Source organism: Candidatus Sarcina troglodytae, from assembly GCF_015708635.1.
Classification (GTDB): Bacteria; Bacillota; Clostridia; order Clostridiales; family Clostridiaceae; genus Sarcina; species Sarcina ventriculi.
Map to the genome: position 1 here is coordinate 1,650,322 of NZ_CP051754.1, position 21,353 is coordinate 1,671,674.

Consider the following 21,353-nt stretch of genomic DNA (forward strand, 5'->3'; position numbering starts at 1 on the left):
CTATTTTTCTTTTTTATTTAATATATCAACAATAACTTCTCTCTCATCAAAGTGTATTGTTTTATCCTTTAGTATTTGATATGTCTCATGACCTTTTCCAGCAATTAATATCACATCATTTTGTTTAGCCATATCTATTGCTTTTTCTATAGCTTTTGCTCTATTTTCTTCTACAATATAATTATTATAAGCTAAACCATTTTTAATATCTTCTATAATTGCCATAGGTTCTTCACTCCTTGGATTATCAGAAGTTATAATTGCTATATCTGATAGTTTACAAGCAATTTCACCCATTTGTGGTCTTTTAACTTTATCTCTATCTCCTCCACAACCAAAGACTGTAATTATTTTCCCTTTAACAAATCCTCTTATAGTATTTAGTATATTTTCTAATCCATCTGGAGTATGTGCATAATCTACAATTATTGTATATGGAAGATTTTTATTTTTTGCTACCATTTCACATCTACCTGGAACCACTATATCTAAAACAGCTTCTTTTATAGTTTCCATAGATATATTTAAATTTCTTGCACATGCAATACATCCTAAAACATTGTGCACATTATAAAGTCCTGGAATATTTATTTCTATATTATAAATATTCCCTTCGGCTTCCATTTTAAACCTAGAACCTAAAGAATCTCCATTTATTTTACAAGCTTTAAAATCTGCTTCACTTTCTATTGATATTGTTTTTATCAAAGTATTTATATTTTTCTTTTTTATATCTTCTATAAGATTTCTACCATATGAATCATCTATATTTATTATTGAATAATTAGATCTTTCAAAAAGTTTTGCTTTTGCCATATAATAATTTTCAAATGTTTTGTGGAAATCTAAATGATCACGTGTAAGATTTGTAAATATTCCACATATAAACTTGACCCCATAAACCCTATCAAGTGCTAAAGAATGAGAAGACACCTCCATAACACAATATTTTACACCTTTTTTTACCATTTTATTAAATAATTCATGAAGTTCTAAGGATTCTGGTGTTGTCCTTACAGAATCTATTTTTTCATTTCCTATATAATTTGCAATAGTTCCTATAAGACCTGTCTTATATCCTGCCTTTTCTAATATAGATTTTATTATAAAGGCTGATGTTGTTTTTCCATTAGTCCCTGTTATTCCAATTATATTTAGCTTATCTTTTGGATTATCATAAAAATTTGAAGCAATTACTGCTAAAGCTTGTCTAGTATTCTTCACCTTTATTACAGAGACATCAGAAGTTATACTCACATCTTCTTGAACTATAATAGTCTTAGCACCTTTTTTTATAGCATCTTCTACAAAAGAATGTCCATCTACTTTAAATCCTTTAATACATACAAAAACATCTTCTTGCTCTATTTTTCTATTATCATAACATATTCTATTAATTTTTCTATTTATATCTCCATTTAATACAATATAATCTAATCCTTTTAGTACATCTTTTAAAATCATTTAATCCACTCCTTAAAGTTTTAGTAAAGCAAAATATCTATTCAAAATACTAGCATGTGACCTAAAGCACATGCTATTTTTTATTGTAATGTTAATTTTATATATGAACTAGTCTTTATAAGACTTCCAGCTTCTATATTTTGCCCTGCAACCACTCCATCTGTATTACCTTTAAAATAACATTTTAACCCTAAAGATGTTAAAATATCTTCTGCCTCATCTTTTCTATATCCTGTAAAGTCAGGCATAATTACAGAGTTATTATAATATGAAGTATCACTTGTCTCTATAGTTATTTTAGAACCTAAATTAACTAAAGTCCCAGGTATAGGACTTACATTACCAATCTTACCACCATCTCCTTCCGCTGTAAATTGAATATTTAAATCTTCTAAAATTTTCTCAGCATTTTCAACATCTTTGCCTATAATATTAGGAATTATAACATCATTAGTACCATTTTTACTATTTAATTCAATATTTTCGATATAATCTGATATGGAATCAAAAACTTTTTGTGCAACTGGCGTTGCTATTACTCCTCCAAAATATTCTCCAGATTTAGGATTATCAATCATAACCATTACTGATATTACTGGATCATTATATGGTGCAAATCCAACAAATGATGATACATATCCTGCTCCATAAGTTCCAGTGCTTGAATTTATTTTTTCAGCTGTTCCTGTCTTACCCGCAATTTCAAGACCTGAAACTTCAACATTTTTACAAGTTCCTTCAGTAACCACAGTTCTTAAAATTTCTCTTAATTTTTCAGATGTTTCATTGCTTATTACATTTTCTTTAATATTAGGTTCAAACTTTTCATCAATAACACAAGCTCCACTTATTTTATCTAAGTGACTTATATTTTTCATAAGATGTGGCTGAATTAATCTTCCACCATTTATAACTGAATTTAAAGCCGCCATAAATTGAATCGGATTTACTGTATTAGTTTGACCAAAAGAGATTGTTGCTAAATCAAGGTTTGTAATATTTTCATTACTTTTTATAACTCCTGTTACTTCTTCTGGTAAATCAATACCTGAAGAATGCCCAAGTCCAAATTTTTCTAAATATTCGTTTAAAGTTTCCTTCCCAAGTTTACTAGCTATTTGCATAGTGGCTACATTACATGAATTTTGAAGAGTTTGTGCATAAGTTTGAATCCCGTGTCCCCCTTCTTTCCAACATTTCACGTAAGTTCCATCTATATTTAGTCCTCCATTACAAGTATATGTTTCATCATCTCCCACAATCCCCTCTTCAATAGCAATTGCACCTAATAACATTTTAAATATAGATCCTGGCTCAAACGAAAAAGAAACTGCGTTATTTTTCCACATACTTTGAATTTTTTCTGCTACTGTTTCTCCTAAAAAACTCTCTTCAACACTATATGGGTAATTAGCATCAAAATCTGGCTTATTAGCCATTGCTATTATTTCCCCGGTCTTTGGATTTGTAATTATTATTGTTACTCCATCTGCTTTTTGCTCATTTGCTGCTTCTTGCGCAATCTCCTCACAAATATATTGTATTTTACTGTTTATAGTAAGATTTATATCCTTTCCATCTACAGCATCTGTAAGTTTTGAAGTATCATACGGTATATCATTATTTATTTTATCAACTTGACTTATAAGTATTCCAGGGGTTCCCGATAAATGTGTATTATAATAAGCCTCGATTCCAGTTATACCAACCCCATCTAAATTGACAACACCTAAAACTTTAGATAAAAAATTATTATTGGGATAATATCTTTTTATATCTTCTGATATAACAACACCTGAAAAATTGAGCTGTTTTATCTTATCTGCTTTATCTTTTTCTATTTGTCTAGCTAATGTTACTGAATTTGCTGGAACTCCACTTGATAATTTTAAATCTAACTTATCTAATATACTATTATATTCCATATCTAAAACTTCACTTAAAGCTTTAGCTATATCATCATTGCTTAATTTATTTTTTTTCATATAACTTCTTAATGTATTTAAATCTAAATCCACCCTATACACATTTGCACTTACGGCTAATTCATTACCCTCAGAGTCTAGTATTCTACCCCTCTTAGCATTAATTTTCACCTCACTTGTCCACTGTTCATTAGCCATACTTGCATATACCTTTTGCTTACTAGTCATAATATACCCAAGCCTCACAATAAGAGCACTTGATGTTAATACACAACTAGCTAATACAATGGCTATACGCCTTTTTTTTATATTTTTGTACTTTTTTGGATGTTTATTTATCTTCTTTTTATTCATGTTACTCACTAGCTTCACCTAACCTTAACCCCTTATTTATCACTAAATGTTTATTATAATTTCCCCAAAGTAAAGTTTATTGTATCTCCATCCTTTACTATTTCTCCAAACTCTACGTTTTGCCCCACTATAACAGTTCCCTCTCCTTGAAATTCCCCTTTTATTCCAAGAGATTGCAATATTTCTTGAGCCTCTTCTTTAGAATACCCTGTAAAATCTGGAACTATAATATCTTTATTATATGTTGTACCACTACCTGTGTAAAGTGTTATCTTAGATCCTGAGCTTATTGAATATCCTGGCTTTGGCAACATATCTGTGACCACACTTCCTGCATCTTCTCCATCATTTTCACCCAATTCAACTTCAAATCCATTGTCCATTAACATCTTCCTAGCTTCACTATAATCAAGACCTCTAACCTCAGGAACTACTGCTTTTTCAATTTTTAAAGATTCATCTAAGTTAAACTTTGTTAAATCAATATAATTAAATAATTCTGTAAATAACATATTTGCAAGTGGTGCTGCAACTCTTCCTCCATAATATTCTCCATTTTTTGGATTGTCAACTGATATCAATACAGAAATTTGTGGATCATTATATGGTGCAAAACCAACAAATGATGCTATATACCCTGCTCCATATCCTCCAGTTTCAGAATTTACTTTTTGGGCTGTTCCTGTTTTTCCAGCTATTCCATACCCCTCCATATAGGTTGCTTTTGGTGAACCGTAATGAACTGTTTTCTCCAAAGCACTTCTCATTCTATTTATAGTTTCCTCACTTAAAAAACCACTAGTTATATTAGGTTCAAAAGTCTCATCTGTAACAGTATTTCCAGTTGAATCTATATGACTTATTTCTTTAACTAAATGAGGCTGAATTAAATTCCCTCCATTTGCAACTGTATTAACTGCACTTAAAAACTGAATGCAATTTACTGTGTTTGTTTGTCCAAATGCTATCGTTGCTAAATCAAGTTCTGTTATCTTTTCAGTTTTTTTAACTATACCTGGTGTCTCTCCTGGAAGGTCAACACCTGATTTAGATCCAAGACCAAATAACTTTATATATTTATTCAAAGTTTCTGCTCCAAGTTTTTCTCCAAGTTGCATAAAAGCAACATTACATGAATTTTGAAGGATTTCATCAAAACTTTGTGTTCCATGTCCTCCATGTTTCCAACATCTAACGTATTTCCCTAAAATATGAGTTCCTCCACTGCATTCATATGTTTCATCTCCACCTGCAAGACCTTCCTCAAGAGCTGCTGAAGCTGTAACTATCTTAAATATTGAACCTGGCTCAAAAGAATCTGAAACACTTCTATTTCTCCACATTTTTTGCACCTTTTCAGCTACCGTTTCTCCAGTAAAACTTTCTGCTCCCTCATAAGGCTTATTAGGATCAAAATCTGGCATATTAGCCATAGCTAACACCTCTCCATTATTAGGATTCATAACTAATATTGTTACCGCATCTGCATTATGCTCTTTTAAGGCTATTTCAGCTATCTTTTCTGCAAAATACTGAATGGTACTATCAATAGTTAAAACCACATCCTTTCCATCCACTGGTGCCGTAAATTTAGATATTATACTCGTTGTTTCTAAATTACTATCTTCAATTTCAGTTATTCTAACTCCTGGTGTTCCAGATAAAATTGAATCATATTGAAGTTCTATTCCATTTAACCCTACCCCATCTGAATTTGTTGTTCCTAAAGCATGGGATAAAAAAGCACCTTTAGGATAATATCTTTTAGTATCTGGTGAAACTATAACCCCTGTTATATCTAATGCCTTAACATTATCTGCATACTCTTTTTCAATTCTCCTAGACATTATTGCAGCACCTGCCGCTTTTCCTGACGGAAGTCTATATTCTAATTTTTTTAAAACAGTATCATACTCAACATTTAAAGCATTTGCTATCTTCTCTGCTAATTGTTCATTAGTTGTCCCATTTTCTTTGTTATAATCTCTTATGGCATTTAAATCAAAATCCACTCTATATACATTAGCACTTATAGCAAGTTCTTCTCCATTTCTATCTAAAATTTTTCCTCTTTTAGCTGATATCTTAACTTCACTCGTCCATTGTTCTACAGCAAGTTCTGAATATTCATCACTTTTAAATATCATTATGTAAGAAAGTCTTATTGTTAAAACTAAAAGAACAACGGATACAAAGCATAAAACTATATACATTCTCTTTTTCATCTTTGCACTGTCAGTATAATTTCCTCTCATAAATTGCAACCTCCATAAAATAAAAAAAATTAGGGATTTAATAAACCATCCCTAATTAATATGTTAAGTTGCATAACAATATGTTAAGCTTTAAAATAAAACACTATTTAACTTTTATCCTTCTAAATTTAAAATATCATCTTTAGTTGGAAATATCATGCTTAATCTATTTTTAGCTATACTTGCAATGTCGTCTAAAGAAATTGACTTTAATATTTTCACTTCTAAAGCCTCATTATCACTAATTGTACTAGATATATCTCTATTTATTTTTGAAAGTTGATTTTGCATTTCATAAACTTTCCCATCCCTAGATATTATAGTGAAACCTAAAACAAATATTAAAGATATTATTATTAACATATTGTTTTTTATTAAAAAATATATTAATCCCTTCTTTTTTTTATTTTTATTAGTTCTTTTTCCACCCTGCTTCTTATCTATATAGCTTTTTTCCTGTATTTTAACAGCATTGCTTCCATTATCTAAAAAACAATTTTCATCTACGTAATCATAATCTTTAAAAATCATATAAGTCCCCCCTTGACCAATACATTTAATTAAATTTTTTCTATTATTCTAAGTTTTGCACTTCTACTTCTTGGATTATAATCTAATTCTTCCTTTGATGCTTCTATTGGCTTTCTAGTAATAATTTTGACTACCGGCTTTTTATTACATACACATACTGGAAAACTACTTGGGCACGTACATGGATTAGCCAAATTTTTATAAACTGTCTTTACAATTCTATCTTCTAAAGAATGGAATGTTATTATAGCCATCCTTCCTCCTACATTTAACTTTTCTACACCATCTCTTATAGTCTTCTCTATTATTTCAAGTTCTTTATTAACTTCTATTCTTATAGCTTGAAATGTTCTCTTAGCCGGATGTGGTCCTTCACGTCTCGCCTTAGCAGGAATTGCCGCCTTTATTACATCAACTAATTCTAAAGTGGATTCTATATTTTTTTCTTTTCTTTTATTAATTATAAAATTAGCAATCCTTTTAGCAAATTTTTCCTCACCATAATCCTTTATTATTCTAAACAAATCTTCTTCTGAATAACTGTTTATAACTTCATAAGCTGATAATGAATTTTCTCTATTCATTCTCATATCTAAAGGTGCATCTTGCATGTAGCTAAATCCTCTCTCACCATTATCTAATTGATAAGAAGATACACCAAGATCCATAAGTATTCCATCAACCCCTACTATATTTAAATCATGTAATATATTTTCAATATTGTAAAAATTACTATGAACAAATGTTACATTATTATAATCTTTTAATTTTTCTTTTGCTGCCTTTAATGCATCTTTATCTTGATCTATACCAATTAATCTTCCTCTTTCACAAAGATTTTTTACAATTTCACTAGAATGACCTGCTCCCCCTAGCGTTCCATCTACATATATTCCATCTTCCTTTATATTTAAACCTTCTATACATTCATTTAATAAAACTGAAATATGTTTAAACTCCATATTTTTCTCCTTAAATCATTAGTTTTTTATCATATTTTTTATTTATTACTCATATTAATTAAAGTTAGATATAATTTAATTCTATTTTTATAAGTTAAAACCTTTATTAATCTAAAATTTTCAATCCAAATATTTAACCAAATTTAAATAAATTACAACATATATAGTCTTCTAATTACTAAATATTATTTTTTTATTATATATTTTAATACAATTTATTTTATTTTGTCTAAACATAAAGAATCTTTATACATTAAACTAATAAAAAACCACAACATATTGAAATTTTTTATTTTATAAATTCAATACATTGTGGTAAATTTCCATTTGTATAAATTCAAAATGGATAAAAAGTTTTTCTATACATTAAATCTAAAGTTAACAATGTCTCCATCTTTCATTACATATTCTTTACCTTCTAATCTATAAAGGCCTTTTTCTTTAGCTGCAGCTTCTGATCCGCATTCAACTAAATCATCATAGCTTACGATTTCCGCCCTTATAAAACCTCTTTCTATATCAGTATGAATTTTACCAGCAGCTTGAGGAGCTTTTGTACCTTGTTTTATAGTCCATGCTCTAACTTCTTGCACTCCAGCTGTTAAAAAACTCATAAGACCTAAAAGAGTGTAACTTGCTTGGATAAGTTTATCAAGACCTGATTCTTCTAATCCATACTCTTTTAACATTTCATTTTTTTCTTCTTCATCTAAACCTGATAATTCTTCTTCAAGTTTTGCACAAACTACCATGCATCCTGAGTTTTCTTCTTTGGCATATGCTTGAACTTTTTTAACAAAATCATTCTCTATATTACCTGATACCATATCATCTTCTGATATGTTGCAAGCATATAAAACTTTCTTTGATGTTATTAAAAATAATGTTTTTACAAACTTTTCTTCATCTTCTGTAAACTCTAAAGTTCTAACTGGCTTATTAGCTTCTAATTGTGCTTTTATTTTTTCCATTATACCATATTCAAATTTAGCAACCTTATCACCAGATCTTGCAAGTTTAATTGATTTTTCCATTCTTCTTTCTAAAACTTCTAAATCAGCAAATATAAGTTCTAAATTTATAGTTTCTATATCACGAATTGGATCTACTGAACCTTCAACATGAACTACATTCTCATCATTAAAGCATCTTACAACATGAACTATTGCTTCAACTTCTCTTATGTGAGATAAGAATTTATTTCCTAAACCTTCTCCCTTACTAGCACCTTTTACAAGACCTGCTATATCATAAAACTCTATTGCTGTATAAACTTTTTTCTTTGTTTGGTATATTTTTTCTAAAACATCTAATCTCTTATCAGGTACACTAACAACTCCAACGTTAGGTTCTATGGTGCAGAATGGGTAGTTTGCTGACTCTGCTCCAGCTTTAGTTATAGCATTAAATAAAGTACTTTTCCCAACATTAGGTAATCCAACTATTCCAAGCTTCATATATGTAAAATCCTCTCTTTCATAAAGTAATTATCTCTAATTTATACGTTAAAATTATACTCTAGGTTATTATTTATTTCAACTGATTTTCATTTTATTTACTATTAATCCATAAAATTATATAAATTTATTCTAACTTTATTGGCATAATAACCTTGAGGTGATATTTTATGTTTAATGGACTAATAGCTTTTTTATTATCAAGTTCTATGTTATTAAATCCTCTTTTAGGGATATTACATACAAATAAATCTGCCTTTCTATATTTAAATAATATAGAACAATACGATAGTAAAGAATTTAATTGGTACTATAATTTAAATAAAGATACAAAAGAAGTTACGCCACCAAAAGAAACTCCTTTTTTAAAAAACCATAATGTATATTTTGTGGGCGACCAAACAAAAAAACAAATATTTCTAACCTTTGATGAAGGTTATGAAAATGGAAATACAGGAAAAATATTAGATGTATTAAAAGAAAATAATGTACCAGCAGCTTTTTTTGTTACAAAGCCATATATAGTTGATTATCCAGATTTAATTTTAAGAATGGAGAATGAAGGACATCTAGTTTGCAATCATACATCACATCATCCATCTATGGCATCAATTACGGATCAAGAAAAATTTAACAAAGAATTTACCGATGTCGAACAAGAGTACACTAAAGTTACAAATAAAGAAATGCCAAAATTTTTTAGGCCTCCTATGGGTAAATACAGTGATTTATCCTTAAAATATACTGATGATTTAGGCTATACTTCTGTATTTTGGAGCTTTGCTTATAAAGATTGGCTTACAGATAATCAACCATCAAAAGAAGATGGTAAAAAGAAAATATTAGAAAAAGCTCATAATGGTGAGGTTATGCTTCTTCATGCTGTATCTGATACTAATTTAGCTATCTTAGGTGATATTATAAAAGAACTTAAAAATCAAGGTTATGAATTTAAATCATTAAACGATTTTTCTTAAGTAAAAAATTTAAAAAATAAAAATCCTTAGAGAAAGTAATCCCTAAGAATTTTTATTTTTTAATTATAATAATGTACAGCCATTATATCTTTTTTTAAACTATTATTTATTGAGTTTAACTGTTCCATTTCTTTTTCTATTTTTCTTTTAATATCTTGATTTTTTAAGAAATTTAAATTTATCTCAACATTCACCATTGAACTTTCTATACAAGCATTTAACATTATTGCTGCAATTTTACCATCTGATACAAGATTTTTATTCCCATACTTTACTGCAAAATATATATTATCATAAAATTTCATAGCTAATTTAGCTAAATTTAAAGGTACATTTATAGCTTCTAAAGTAGCCTTTTCCATAGCTTCATTTTTTACAACTATCTCCTCTTGTGTTTCCTTAGGCATTTTATAGCACGCCATAAGGTTTAAAAAAGCTTCTTCATCCTTGTCTATATAATTTAACATTTGTATATAAATATTTCTACATTCTTCTAAATTTTTATCTAATTTAACTCTTATATCGTCATCTAAATCTTTATATGTTTTTTTTCCTATTGTAAGATTATATATCATAGAAGCTAACGCAACTGAAAGTCCACCTGATAAAGCCGCTACTGCTCCTCCACCTGGGGCTGGTGAACTAGAAGCTAAATCTTCTATAAAATCAATTATTTTCATATCCTTACTTAATTGTTTTTGAATATTTTCTTCCATTACTACCATCTCCATTCTTACAAAATAAAAAAATATTGTTTAAATTTTTATTAATATTAGCTAAACTATATTTTTCTTCCTCTTTAAAATTAACTTTATTGTCTATTTTTCTTACAACCTCTTTTAATGTTCTAATAATTTCATAAGAAGTATTTTCTGTAACAAAACATTTTTCTAAATCCTCAGTTAACCCCTCTATTTTATCATATTTATTTCCCTTAATAACTATTACAGGATTTTTAGCACCTAAATAATCATATATTTTTGCTGGTATTTGCATAGATGATTTATTCCCCAAAAACAATAAAATATCACTATGTATAATATATCTTAAAGCCTCTTTAAAATCTATTCTTTTATTAATTTTAATGTTTTTAAACTCTTTTAATTGTTCGACTAATGAATTATTATCTATATTTCCAAAGAATAATATGTTCAATCTATTAAATAATTCGTTATCTTTGCTTTCTAACATTCTAACTGCTTCTGTAAAAGGATTTATATCCTTAATCTTCTCTATTATTTCTCCTGTATATACAATATTTATTTTATCTTTAAGTAACAGTTTAGGTTTTTCTTCCTTTTCTATGTTCTCATAAAGTTCTTTATCATAACCTCTAGATATTATAAAAAGATTTCTCTCATTTTTTATAAATAACAATATTTTTGTTTAAAAGTGATAAAATTTCTTTATCATAATAAACAGATTCCTTAGGAAAATTAACTGTTAAAAGATGCACTTCATTCTTTTGGGATAAGTTGTTTATTATTTTTGTATTTTTCTATAAACAATTCTTGTTTTGGAGTACCCATAGCGACAAACAATGCAAAAGGTTTTTATTTTTTAATATCATCAATTAAACTATCACAACTTCCAATATCAAAAAAAACATTGCTACAGCCTAAAATATTTAATTTTGGATGTAGATTTTTTATACTCTTAGTTCATTTATTAATAATATCATCTTTTGCTCCTATAAGATATATTGTTTTTTCATTCTTATCACAATAATCTAATAACATATCCATAACTTCTATACCAGCAATTTTATTTTTTATCTTTTTTCCAAATACCTTAGATGCTATTATTGTTCCTATCCCATCAGGTATTATTATACTATCCTTTGAATTATAACTTTCCTTCAAAAATTTATTATTTAATCCATTATATAAAACTTCTGGATTTCCAGATATTATATTAACTCTAGCTTTTTTTAAAATTTCATCCATAAGTTCACTTTTATTTCCTGAAAATATATTATAATCTAATAGTTTCCGATACACATAAGCCTCCCTTTTAAGATTACTTACTTAAGTTTTTCATATACCTTTCTATATCAACTAAAACTTCATCATCTTTATCTATTGCCTTTGCTATATTTAAATGTTTTTTAGCCTCTTCTAATTTATTTAAATTTAAATAACACATTATTATGTTTGTGCAAATCTCTATATCTCTTGTTGCTTCGAAGGCTTTTTTAAAGCATTTTAAGGCATTTTCAAAATCCCCTAAATAAGCATAATTGATTCCAAGTTCATTTATTGGCTCTACCATATTGTTATCAAGAGCAATACTTTCATTTAAGTAATAAATTGCTTTTTCAAAATTTTCAAGCCTTCTATAAGCTGTTGCTATATAATACTTTATTATTGCATTTTCAGGGAATTTATCAGAAAGTGGCAAAAGTCTTTTAAGTGCAATTTCTGGTTCTTCTAAAAGCTCATCTTTTCCTTTTTCATAGTCTAAAGAGTCTTTTATTTCATCATATAACACTTGAATCTCTTCTGTTTTTTCTCCACCTTTTGATAAATATTCATTTATTTCCAAATAAGCCTTATCATAATTTTCTAAGTCATTGTAAGCTAAAGAAGCATATATATATGGCATAGCACTCTTTGGGCATGCTTCTTTATATTTTTCACTTAAGCTTAGCTGAAGCATATTATAATTTTTATTTTTTTCCCTTATGCTTTCACAAACAAGTAAAAGTTTTGAATAAACTTCCTCATCCTTTACAATTTCACTTAATCCTTTTAAAAGAATTAAAGCCTCTATTAAACTTTTCTCTTTTATTTTGTCAGATATAATTTTTTTAATACATAAAATAGCGTCTTTTATAAATGGTATTATCTTTTTATACTCTTTATTAAATCTTAAATTTTCATCAGCACCTAAAGCAAAAAACATCCCTTCAAGTAAATAATTCATAGGAAGTTTATCTAAACTATATCCTTTTGCTACATCTTTTGATATATATTTGGGATTTATAGGGATATACAATTCATCTATATTAATATTCTTAGAATCCGCTCCTAACATATTTATAAATTTATCTTTATCAATTTCTAAAAATAATAATTTAGAAAGTTTTTCTTTACATAATACATCAAATTCCATAAATATCTCTCCATTTCTTTAAAAATTATCTTTATACTTATTAATCTTTTACTAAAAATAAGCATCATAACAAATCTACATATGGAATTATAAACTAAATCACCTATAATGTGAAATGTTATTAATATACATTTAAAATGATGTCACTAATATATCTAAATTTAAAATGACCTATGGAAAATCCCATAGGTCAAATTAAAATTTAAAATTTATACAACTTATATAAGCATGCTAAATTAGTTTAATTTTTCATTCACAATAGCCATTACAGATGATTTAAATCTTTCTGTTTGCTTATCAGCATCTTCTAGACTATTTCCTTTAACAGCTAAATAAACTTTCATTTTAGGTTCTGTTCCTGATGGTCTAACAACAAACCATGAATCATCCTCTAAAATGTATTTTAAAACATTTGATTTTGGAAGATTTATCTTTGAAGTTGTATTTGCTATTAAATCTTTTTCTGTACTTGATTTATAATCAAAAGATTTAACAACTTTAACTCCATTAACTTCTGTTATTTCGTCTGCTCTTAAAAGGTCTAAACATCTTCCTATTTTTTCTTGACCTTCTTTTCCTTTAAGTTCTACAGATACTAAAGATTCTTTGAAGTATCCATATTGTTCATATATTTCTACTAAAGCATCATATAAAGTTTTTCCTTGCTTTTTATAATATAAAGTCATTTCAGCTATAAGCATTGATGCAACAACTGCATCTTTATCTCTAGAAAATGTTCCAAATAGATATCCATAACTTTCTTCAAAACCTATTAAATACTCATTAGATCCTGTTTCTTCAAACTCTCTAATTTTTTCTCCAATGTATTTAAATCCAGTTAAAACATCAATAAGTTTAACGCCATATGCTTCTGCCATTTTTCTTACTGATTCAGTTGTAACTATTGTCTTTATTACAACTCCATTTTTAGGAAGTTTGTTAAGTTCTTTTAATGAACCCAATACATAATTAACTAAAAGCATTCCTGTTTGATTTCCAGTTAATACTCTAAATTCACCCTTATTATCCTTAACAACAACACCAATTCTATCACAATCTGGATCAGTTCCAAATATAACATCTGCATTAACCTTGTTTGCCATCTCCATAGCTATTTTAAATACATCTGGATTTTCTGGATTTGGATATGGTGCTGTTGGGAAGTTTCCATTTGGTAATTCTTGTTCCTTAACTACTAAAACATTCTCATATCCTAATTCACTTAAAACTCTTCTAACTGGAACATTTCCTGAACCATGTATTGGAGTATAGACTATTTTTAAATCTTTAGCATGGTCTTTTACTAATTCTTCTCTTATAGTCAAAGATTTTAAAGATTCTATATAAGCCTTATCAACATCTTCTCCTATATAAACTAAAAGACCTTTCTCTAAAGCTTCCTCTTCACTCATAGTCTTTATTTTGCTATAATCTTCAACTCTATTTACATAACCTATTACTTCCTTTGCTGGTTCATCAGTTAACTGACATCCATCTTCTCCATAAGCCTTATATCCATTATATTCTTTTGGATTGTGTGAAGCTGTTATAACAATACCCGCTTTACATTTTAAATGTCTAACTGCAAAAGAAAGCATAGGTGTTGGTCTTAAACTTTCATAAAGGTATACCTTTATATCATTTGCACAAAGAGTTAAAGCAGCAGCTTTTGCAAACTCTTTAGACATATTTCTTGAATCGTATGCTATTGCAATTGCTTTCTCACCTTTATATGTGTCATTTATAAAATCTGCAAATCCTTGAGTAGCTTTCCCAACAGTGTAAACATTCATTCTATTAGTTCCAGCACCTATTATTCCTCTTAAGCCACCAGTTCCAAATTCTAATTCTTTATAAAATCTATCTTCTATTTCTTTTTCATCTTTTATCGCTCTTAATTCTTCTTTTACTTCTTCTGAAATTGTACTTGAGCTTATCCATTCATTATACTTTTCTCTGTACACCACTTTTGCTCCCCTTTTCATAACATAATATCTTTTTAAAACATTATACTACAAAAATATAATGCTTGAAAATATTTATTTTCCAAATATTATATTTTTTTACTCAGAAAACGTTATTAGAAAACGTTAATTTAAACTTAATAGTTTAAAAATCCTCCAAAAATCCATTTTTTTGAATTTAATAATATATTTTTTATTTTATCTTTTTAAAATTTCTAAAGCAATATTAGGATAATCTGTAATTATTCCATCTATTCCTTCTTCTATAAGTCTTTCAATATCTTCTTTTTCATTTACTGTATATGCATTTACTAATATATTATTTTCATGACACTTTTTAATTAAACTTTTATCAACTAATTTATAATCAGGATGTATTGCATAAACTCCCAACTCTTTCGCATAATTTACTATATCCTCTATTGGTTCACTATAAAGTGCTGCTGTTTTTATATTTTTATTTATTTTTTTGCATATCTTTAATGATTCATGATTAAAGCTAGATATTATTGTATTTTCTATCATATCATAGCTATCTAACATCTCTAATACATCTTCTTCAATTCCATTATAATGAATTACATCTGTTTTAAGTTCTATATTTAAGACAAAATCATCTTTAAAACTTACAAGAAGTATAACTTCTTCTAAAGTTCCTATTATAGAATCTATATTCTCTCTAAATTTTTCATCCCTATTTTCTAATTTTTTAAGATCTCTTAAATCATAATCTTTAACTAATCCCTTTCCTAAAAATGTTCTATCTATGCTCTCGTCATGAATAGCAGCTAATTTTCCATCTTTAGTCTTATGTACATCTAATTCTATGCCATTAACATTAAGTTTTAAAGCTCCTTCAAAAGCTAACATTGTATTTTCTGGATATTTCCCACTATATCCTCTATGTGCAAATATTCTCATGAAATTTTCTCCTTTTCTCTAAATTAATATTATATAAATAAGATTTACTCAATTATATAATAATATTTTCTCTTTTAAAATAATCTTAATATAAAAAAGACCATCTAATTTTTAGATGGTCTGAATTAACTATCTTCTATTTTGTTGCTTTCTTGCTCTTCTGCATTCTGGGCATCTTACTGGATCATTATCAAATCCTTTTTCTTTGTAAAATGCTTGTTCTCCTTCAGTAAATACGAAATCTTTTCCGCAATCTTTGCATACTATTGTTTTATCTGCCATTTTAATTCCTCCATTTAAAAATTTACTTCGATGAACAAACTCTCTTAATGGAGAAATTTAGTTATCTACCTTAAATTTTTATAATTTATTATACAAGGTATCTCCTTGCCTCTTAAGAATAACATAGCAACCTAAAATATGCAACATATTTTTTTAAATACTTGTAATTAATGTTATAGACTTTTTATTTTTTAAGAGATATTATACAATAAATATTATAAATAGAAAGGCAGGTGCATTTAGCAATTTACTTTAATTGCTATAATCTTTTATGGAAAATAATTACGAAATATTTAAACCCCAAATATTGTTTAATGAAAAAAACAATCCTTCCGATATATGGTTTATATTTAAGGATAATAAACTTATCTTAAAATCTTTAGAAAATAACACCTTAACATTCACTACTTTTTTTGATATAAAAAATTTACTTCCTTACCTAAACAGAAAATATCCAATAGGTTGTTTAGAAAATAATTCTTATTTTTGTGGAGAATTAAATTCTAATATTTCTATTAATAATAATTTAATTGAAATAAACCTTAGAGAAGCTAGCAATTACTTAGATGATATTTGTTTTTCTATGGCTGGAAAATCATCTCAAATTCTTGATTGGGATAATAAAAGCAATTATTGTGGAAGATGTGGTTCTAAAACACATTTTAAAAATGATGAAAGAGCTAAAATTTGTCCAGAATGCAATCTTATTGACTACCCAAGAATTTCTCCAGCTATTATTGTTGCAGTTATCAAAAATGACAAACTTTTATTAGCTCACAATTCTAAATTTAATAATAATAGATATAGTCTTATAGCAGGATTTGTTGATTCTAACGAAACTTTAGAAGATTGTGTTAGACGTGAAGTTTTTGAAGAAATAGGGATAAAAATTAAAAATATAAAATATTTAAATAGCCAACCTTGGCCTTTTCCTAATTCATTAATGATTGGATTTCTAGCAGAATATTCTAGTGGCGAAATAAATGTTGATGGTATTGAGATATCTCATGCTGCTTGGTTTGATAAAAATAATTTACCTGTTTTACCACCTAAATTTACTATTGCTAGAAAAATAATAGATAAATATATTGAAGGGAAATTATTTGATTAACATTATAAAAAGCTATGCTTTAAATAATCATAATTAAAACATAGCTTTTACTTTATAAAATTATTTATTAAATTTTATTGTAACTTTAAATAAATCTCCGTCTAACACTATATTAAAAGTTCCACCTTGAACTTCGATAAAACTCTTTGCTATTGCAAGACCAAGACCTGTACCCTCTGCATTTCTTGATTTATCTCCTCTTACAAATCGCTCCATTGTATCTTTAGAATTAAACTTTATTTCTTCTTTTGCTATATTTTTTTAAGTTAGTTCTATATTTTTATCACTTTCATAAATATCTATATAAACTCTAGACCCTTCTAAAATTAATCTAATACTAAAATAGTAACTAACTTACATTATCTTATAATTTTATTTAAATCTCTTCTTTACAATCTATGTTGTCCTTTGCATCAATACTATTTTCCACATTATTATTTTTCAAATTTTTAACTATGTCAATCATATCTATTCCAGTTAATGAATTTATAACTTCTGGAATTTCTGATATTATACTAGTAACATTTTTAGTTATCTTTGATGCTCCTCCATCTCCTCCATTATCAATAATTATCATTTTTTCAGTTTTACCTATTGGTTCTGAAATATATTTTGCAACCTCAGGCAACTTATCTGCTAACATTTGAACTATAGCTGCCTCACCATACATTTTATATGCTTCTGCCTTTTCTTTCATGGCACTGGCTTCTGCTTTCATAGCATCTGCTGTTGCTTCACCTTTTAACCTTATAGCTTCAGCCTCTGCTAATCCTTTTATCTTTATTGATTCTGCCTCCGCCTCTGCTTGTTTTATAAGCTTATATCTGTCAGCATCTGCCTCTTGCTCTTCCTTATATTTTTCTGCTTCTGCAACTTTTTTAATATTTGCTTCAAGCTCTCTTTCCTTTTTAATTGCTTGTTGCTTAGCTATTTCTGTTTGCCTTTGTTCTTCAAAAAGCTCAGCATTTTTAAGAGCCTCTATAACTTGTTTTTGAACAGTATTTTTCTCAACTTCATAAGCGAAATCAGCTTTTGCTTGTGCCTTTTTTTCTTCTTCTTTGTAACTTTGAATCTTTAATTCTTTTTCTTTAGTAGCTCTTGCAATTTCAGTTTCTGCTTTAAGTTGAGCTTCTGTTCCTCTTTTTTTAGCTTCTGCAGTTTTTTCCATCTCTTCACGTCTTGCTTCTGCTTCTGCAATTGATGCATTTTTCTTAACCTCTGCTATTTGCTTTGCTCCAAGTGCTGTTAAATATCCCTTTGTATCATCTATATCTCTAATAGTAAATGTTTTAATTTCAAGACCCATTTTTTGAAGATCTGATTTAGCAACATCCTCTACCTCATTTGCAAACATCTCTCTATCCTTATAAATTTCCTCAATAGACATTTTTGAAACTATCTCTCTAAGTTTTCCTTCTAAAACATCTTGAACAGTCTCTTTAATCACTTCTATGGTTTCCTTTTCTCTACCTGTATTAAATTGCTCTACAGCTGAAAGGACACCTTCTGTATCCGATTTTACTTTAATTATTGCAACACCATCTGTATCAATAGGAACACCATTTTTATCTAATGATTCATGAGTTTTAACTTCAACTTTCATATTTTCTAATGATATTCTATCGCATTGCTCAAAAAACGGAATCACAATTCCTCCTCTTCCACTTATAACCCTTCTCTTTAACCCAGTTACTACTATAGCTTTATCCTGTGGAGCTTTCTTCCATGTAGCTAAAATCAAAGCTATAATAATAATTATTGGTATTAAAAAAATTAAATATTTTTCTAAATACACCATAATTCACTCCCCCCAAAACATATCTTTATTTATAATAATACTACATAAAACCATATTTTTCTATATTTAAATATTTAAAACAAAATATAATATTGTTTTTGTTAGCTATCTCAAATATATTTTAATTCATATTATTTATAAAATAATTCTTAATAAATCATACAATTTGTATATCTAAAAGCATTATAAGAAAAACTAACAATAATACTAAACTATATAGGAGAATATTATGAAAAAATTTTTAAAATACTTATCTACCTTTATAATAATATCAACATTTTTTTCTTGCTTTTCCAATATTACATTTGCTAAAACGAATAATATATCTGAACCTTTAAAGATAATAGATACTGATTCTAAAAAAAGTTTACCTGCTAATTATAGAAACATAAAAAATTTAAATATATCAGGAAGTGCCCAATTTAACCCTAAACAAGTTAATCACATAATAAAAGATATTAATGCTAAAGATATTTTATTTGTGGATTTAAGACAGGAATCTCATGGCTTTATAAATAACCTAGCTTTTAGTTATTTTGGCAATTCAGATGTTCTAAATTCTGGATTAAATACTACAAATGTTTTAAAGAATGAAAAAATCCTCTTATCCTCTGTACCTATCAACACTAATGTTACTATCTATAAAAAAACTGGCGAAATATATAAAATCATAAAATCTAAAACCGTATTTGATGAAGAAACTTTAATAACAAACTCCAACTCTACTTATCTAAGACTTCCTGTTAAAGATGAAGGTATTCCATCTTTAGAAATAGTTGATAATTTTGTTAGACTTATAAAAGATAAACCGAAAAATTTACATATTCACTTTCATTGTGCTCACGGAATAGGTAGAACAACCCAATTTATGGTTCTTTATCAAATTATGAATAATGATGGTAATTTATCATTAAAAGAAATATTAGAATATCAAATAAAAAAAGGCGGAGCAGATTTAACAAACCTTAAAGAGCGTGCTGAATTTTTGGATAACTTTTATAAATACGTCAAAGAAAATAAAGAAAATAATTATAAAATTCCTTATTCTACATGGACTACTAATAATAATTTATAAAACATAAAAAGATTAATTACATCTCAAAATAAGACTGTAATTAATCTTTTATTTTTACTATTTTATATATATAACTTTTTCATCTATCTCAGAAATTGTATTGCATCCTGTAAGTATCATAGCTGATTTCAATTCATTTTGAAGTGAGTCTACATATTCTTTTACCCCTTTTTTTCCATTTGCAAATGCTGCTGTTACAAAAGGTCGTCCTATTAAAACGCCATCAGCTCCAAGTGCTAAGCATTTTAATACATCCACTCCACTTCTAATTCCCCCATCTACTAAAATCTTAATTTTCCCTTTTACCTCTCTAGCTATTTTAGGCAAAACTTCAACTGTTCCAGGTGTTTGATCTAAAACACGTCCTCCATGATTTGACACAACAATAGCATCCATTCCAGCTTCTACTGCAAACTTAGCATCTTCTACTGTCATTATTCCTTTTAATATAAATGGAACATTAGTACTTGCCTTAAGCTCTTTAAGTTCTTCAACAGTTTTAGGTTCTACATCTTTCCCATGAAGTGCCATAGTTAAAAGACCTGCACCATCTATATCAATTCCCATAGCAAAAACATTGGCTTTTTGGGACATATTTATCTTTTCAATTATAACATTATTTTTTCTTGGCTTAATAAATACTATACCTTGTCCATTATGTTGCTTTAATATCTCTAAATTCGTAACTAAACATTCATCTATGGCTGTATCTCCAACCATTGGATAAATCCCACAATCCAAACATCCTTCAATAACAGATGTTATATATTCCTCTTCCGAAACTATTCCTCCCATATTAAGGGATGTCGCAGTTATTGGAGCTGCAAATATTGGTACACTCATTTTTTTCCCAAACAATTCTGTTTCAGTATTTGGATTTTTAGCGTTATGTATAACTCTCATATTTATTTTTATATCATTTAATGCCTTCACATTTTCCTTAAAAGAATCTCCTGTTCCTTTTCCACCAACTCCTGGAACCTCACCTGCACAAGCTACTCCATTACAAACTTTGCATACTCTACAAGTTCCATTATATAATTCTCTTGCTTTTTTTATTTGTTCTTCTTTCATTTTTAATACCACTCCTAAACTATTAAATATTAATCTTATTATATCAAATTTAATTATAATTTTAGTTTTTTCTATTTATAAAACTCATA

General features: G+C 27.7%; 19 protein-coding genes. 3 read left to right on the forward strand and 16 right to left on the reverse strand.

Annotated features, from left to right (window positions below; genetic code table 11):
- The 6 genes from HH195_RS07505 to ychF form a co-directional block, all read right to left on the reverse strand.
- A complete protein-coding gene (locus tag HH195_RS07505) occupies positions 1-1,464 on the reverse strand; it encodes a UDP-N-acetylmuramoyl-L-alanyl-D-glutamate--2,6-diaminopimelate ligase (protein WP_196370543.1) in 1,464 nt (487 codons plus the stop codon).
- A gap of 80 nt (positions 1,465-1,544) precedes the next feature.
- On the reverse strand, positions 1,545-3,761 hold the full coding sequence (locus HH195_RS07510) for a stage V sporulation protein D (RefSeq protein WP_196370545.1): 2,217 nt from the start codon (positions 3,759-3,761) through the stop codon (positions 1,545-1,547).
- Positions 3,762-3,796: 35 nt separating this feature from the next.
- Positions 3,797-5,998 carry a stage V sporulation protein D gene (locus tag HH195_RS07515; RefSeq protein ID WP_055257302.1) on the reverse strand — a complete coding sequence of 734 codons (2,202 nt, stop codon included), beginning with the start codon at positions 5,996-5,998 and terminating at the stop codon, positions 3,797-3,799.
- A 114-nt stretch (positions 5,999-6,112) separates the two neighbouring features.
- Complete coding sequence (locus HH195_RS07520; protein WP_196370547.1) at positions 6,113-6,529, reverse strand: cell division protein FtsL; 417 nt, start codon at positions 6,527-6,529, stop codon at positions 6,113-6,115.
- Positions 6,530-6,558: 29 nt separating this feature from the next.
- Positions 6,559-7,491, reverse strand: coding sequence for a 16S rRNA (cytosine(1402)-N(4))-methyltransferase RsmH (gene rsmH / locus HH195_RS07525; RefSeq protein ID WP_196370549.1), 933 nt, complete (start codon positions 7,489-7,491; stop codon positions 6,559-6,561).
- A 359-nt stretch (positions 7,492-7,850) separates the two neighbouring features.
- A complete protein-coding gene (gene ychF, locus HH195_RS07530; protein ID WP_196370551.1) occupies positions 7,851-8,948 on the reverse strand; it encodes a redox-regulated ATPase YchF in 1,098 nt (365 codons plus the stop codon).
- A 170-nt stretch (positions 8,949-9,118) separates the two neighbouring features.
- On the opposite strand from ychF, the gene pdaA reads away from it, so the two are divergent.
- Positions 9,119-9,925 carry a delta-lactam-biosynthetic de-N-acetylase gene (pdaA, locus tag HH195_RS07535; RefSeq protein WP_055257306.1) on the forward strand — a complete coding sequence of 269 codons (807 nt, stop codon included), beginning with the start codon at positions 9,119-9,121 and terminating at the stop codon, positions 9,923-9,925.
- Between the two features lie 59 nt (positions 9,926-9,984).
- Here the strand turns inward: pdaA and HH195_RS07540 are convergent, their stop codons facing one another.
- The 7 genes from HH195_RS07540 to HH195_RS07570 form a co-directional block, all read right to left on the reverse strand.
- On the reverse strand, positions 9,985-10,641 hold the full coding sequence (locus HH195_RS07540; RefSeq protein WP_196370553.1) for a cyclodeaminase/cyclohydrolase family protein: 657 nt from the start codon (positions 10,639-10,641) through the stop codon (positions 9,985-9,987).
- Complete coding sequence (locus HH195_RS07545; RefSeq protein WP_196370555.1) at positions 10,610-11,302, reverse strand: glycosyltransferase family protein; 693 nt, start codon at positions 11,300-11,302, stop codon at positions 10,610-10,612. Before HH195_RS07545 ends, HH195_RS07540 begins: the two co-directional genes overlap by 32 nt.
- Before the next feature lie 284 nt (positions 11,303-11,586).
- Positions 11,587-11,925 carry a WecB/TagA/CpsF family glycosyltransferase gene (locus HH195_RS07550; protein ID WP_196370557.1) on the reverse strand — a complete coding sequence of 113 codons (339 nt, stop codon included), beginning with the start codon at positions 11,923-11,925 and terminating at the stop codon, positions 11,587-11,589.
- A gap of 19 nt (positions 11,926-11,944) precedes the next feature.
- Positions 11,945-13,039 carry a tetratricopeptide repeat protein gene (locus HH195_RS07555; RefSeq protein ID WP_196370560.1) on the reverse strand — a complete coding sequence of 365 codons (1,095 nt, stop codon included), beginning with the start codon at positions 13,037-13,039 and terminating at the stop codon, positions 11,945-11,947.
- Between the two features lie 236 nt (positions 13,040-13,275).
- Complete coding sequence (locus tag HH195_RS07560) at positions 13,276-15,006, reverse strand: phospho-sugar mutase (RefSeq protein ID WP_055257309.1); 1,731 nt, start codon at positions 15,004-15,006, stop codon at positions 13,276-13,278.
- A 195-nt stretch (positions 15,007-15,201) separates the two neighbouring features.
- Positions 15,202-15,924, reverse strand: coding sequence for a glycerophosphodiester phosphodiesterase (locus HH195_RS07565; protein ID WP_196370562.1), 723 nt, complete (start codon positions 15,922-15,924; stop codon positions 15,202-15,204).
- Between the two features lie 129 nt (positions 15,925-16,053).
- Positions 16,054-16,206 carry a zinc-ribbon domain-containing protein gene (locus HH195_RS07570; protein ID WP_055257311.1) on the reverse strand — a complete coding sequence of 51 codons (153 nt, stop codon included), beginning with the start codon at positions 16,204-16,206 and terminating at the stop codon, positions 16,054-16,056.
- Between the two features lie 271 nt (positions 16,207-16,477).
- Between HH195_RS07570 and nudC the strand changes: the two genes are divergently transcribed.
- The gene (nudC, locus tag HH195_RS07575; protein WP_196370564.1) at positions 16,478-17,317 is read left to right on the forward strand and encodes an NAD(+) diphosphatase; all 840 of its coding nucleotides are present in this window, start codon (positions 16,478-16,480) and stop codon (positions 17,315-17,317) included.
- A 60-nt stretch (positions 17,318-17,377) separates the two neighbouring features.
- On the opposite strand, the gene HH195_RS12590 is transcribed toward nudC, so the two are convergent.
- Both HH195_RS12590 and HH195_RS07585 read right to left on the reverse strand, forming a co-directional pair.
- Entirely contained in the window at positions 17,378-17,572 is a 195-nt protein-coding gene (locus HH195_RS12590) for an ATP-binding protein (RefSeq protein WP_371811691.1), read from the reverse strand.
- Positions 17,573-17,693: 121 nt separating this feature from the next.
- Positions 17,694-19,115, reverse strand: coding sequence for a flotillin family protein (locus tag HH195_RS07585; RefSeq protein ID WP_196370568.1), 1,422 nt, complete (start codon positions 19,113-19,115; stop codon positions 17,694-17,696).
- Positions 19,116-19,344: 229 nt separating this feature from the next.
- Between HH195_RS07585 and HH195_RS07590 the strand changes: the two genes are divergently transcribed.
- Entirely contained in the window at positions 19,345-20,190 is an 846-nt protein-coding gene (locus tag HH195_RS07590; RefSeq protein ID WP_196370570.1) for a fused DSP-PTPase phosphatase/NAD kinase-like protein, read from the forward strand.
- A 57-nt stretch (positions 20,191-20,247) separates the two neighbouring features.
- Here the strand turns inward: HH195_RS07590 and HH195_RS07595 are convergent, their stop codons facing one another.
- Positions 20,248-21,264, reverse strand: coding sequence for an alpha-hydroxy-acid oxidizing protein (locus HH195_RS07595; RefSeq protein WP_196370572.1), 1,017 nt, complete (start codon positions 21,262-21,264; stop codon positions 20,248-20,250).
- Between the last annotated feature and the right edge of the window lie 89 nt (positions 21,265-21,353).

Bases quoted from the DNA above. Each gene is read 5' to 3' on its own strand.
- HH195_RS07505 (WP_196370543.1), bottom strand. From the start codon at position 1,464: ATGATTTTAAAAGATGTACTAAAAGGATTAGATTATATTGTATTAAAT.
- HH195_RS07515 (WP_055257302.1), bottom strand. From the start codon at position 5,998: ATGAGAGGAAATTATACTGACAGTGCAAAGATGAAAAAGAGAATGTAT.
- HH195_RS07520 (WP_196370547.1), bottom strand. From the start codon at position 6,529: ATGATTTTTAAAGATTATGATTACGTAGATGAAAATTGTTTTTTAGAT.
- rsmH (WP_196370549.1), bottom strand. From the start codon at position 7,491: ATGGAGTTTAAACATATTTCAGTTTTATTAAATGAATGTATAGAAGGT.
- ychF (WP_196370551.1), bottom strand. From the start codon at position 8,948: ATGAAGCTTGGAATAGTTGGATTACCTAATGTTGGGAAAAGTACTTTA.
- pdaA (WP_055257306.1), top strand. From the start codon at position 9,119: ATGTTTAATGGACTAATAGCTTTTTTATTATCAAGTTCTATGTTATTA.
- HH195_RS07540 (WP_196370553.1), bottom strand. From the start codon at position 10,641: ATGGAAGAAAATATTCAAAAACAATTAAGTAAGGATATGAAAATAATT.
- HH195_RS07555 (WP_196370560.1), bottom strand. From the start codon at position 13,039: ATGGAATTTGATGTATTATGTAAAGAAAAACTTTCTAAATTATTATTT.
- HH195_RS07565 (WP_196370562.1), bottom strand. From the start codon at position 15,924: ATGAGAATATTTGCACATAGAGGATATAGTGGGAAATATCCAGAAAAT.
- HH195_RS07570 (WP_055257311.1), bottom strand. From the start codon at position 16,206: ATGGCAGATAAAACAATAGTATGCAAAGATTGCGGAAAAGATTTCGTA.
- nudC (WP_196370564.1), top strand. From the start codon at position 16,478: ATGGAAAATAATTACGAAATATTTAAACCCCAAATATTGTTTAATGAA.
- HH195_RS07585 (WP_196370568.1), bottom strand. From the start codon at position 19,115: ATGGTGTATTTAGAAAAATATTTAATTTTTTTAATACCAATAATTATT.
- HH195_RS07590 (WP_196370570.1), top strand. From the start codon at position 19,345: ATGAAAAAATTTTTAAAATACTTATCTACCTTTATAATAATATCAACA.
- HH195_RS07595 (WP_196370572.1), bottom strand. From the start codon at position 21,264: ATGAAAGAAGAACAAATAAAAAAAGCAAGAGAATTATATAATGGAACT.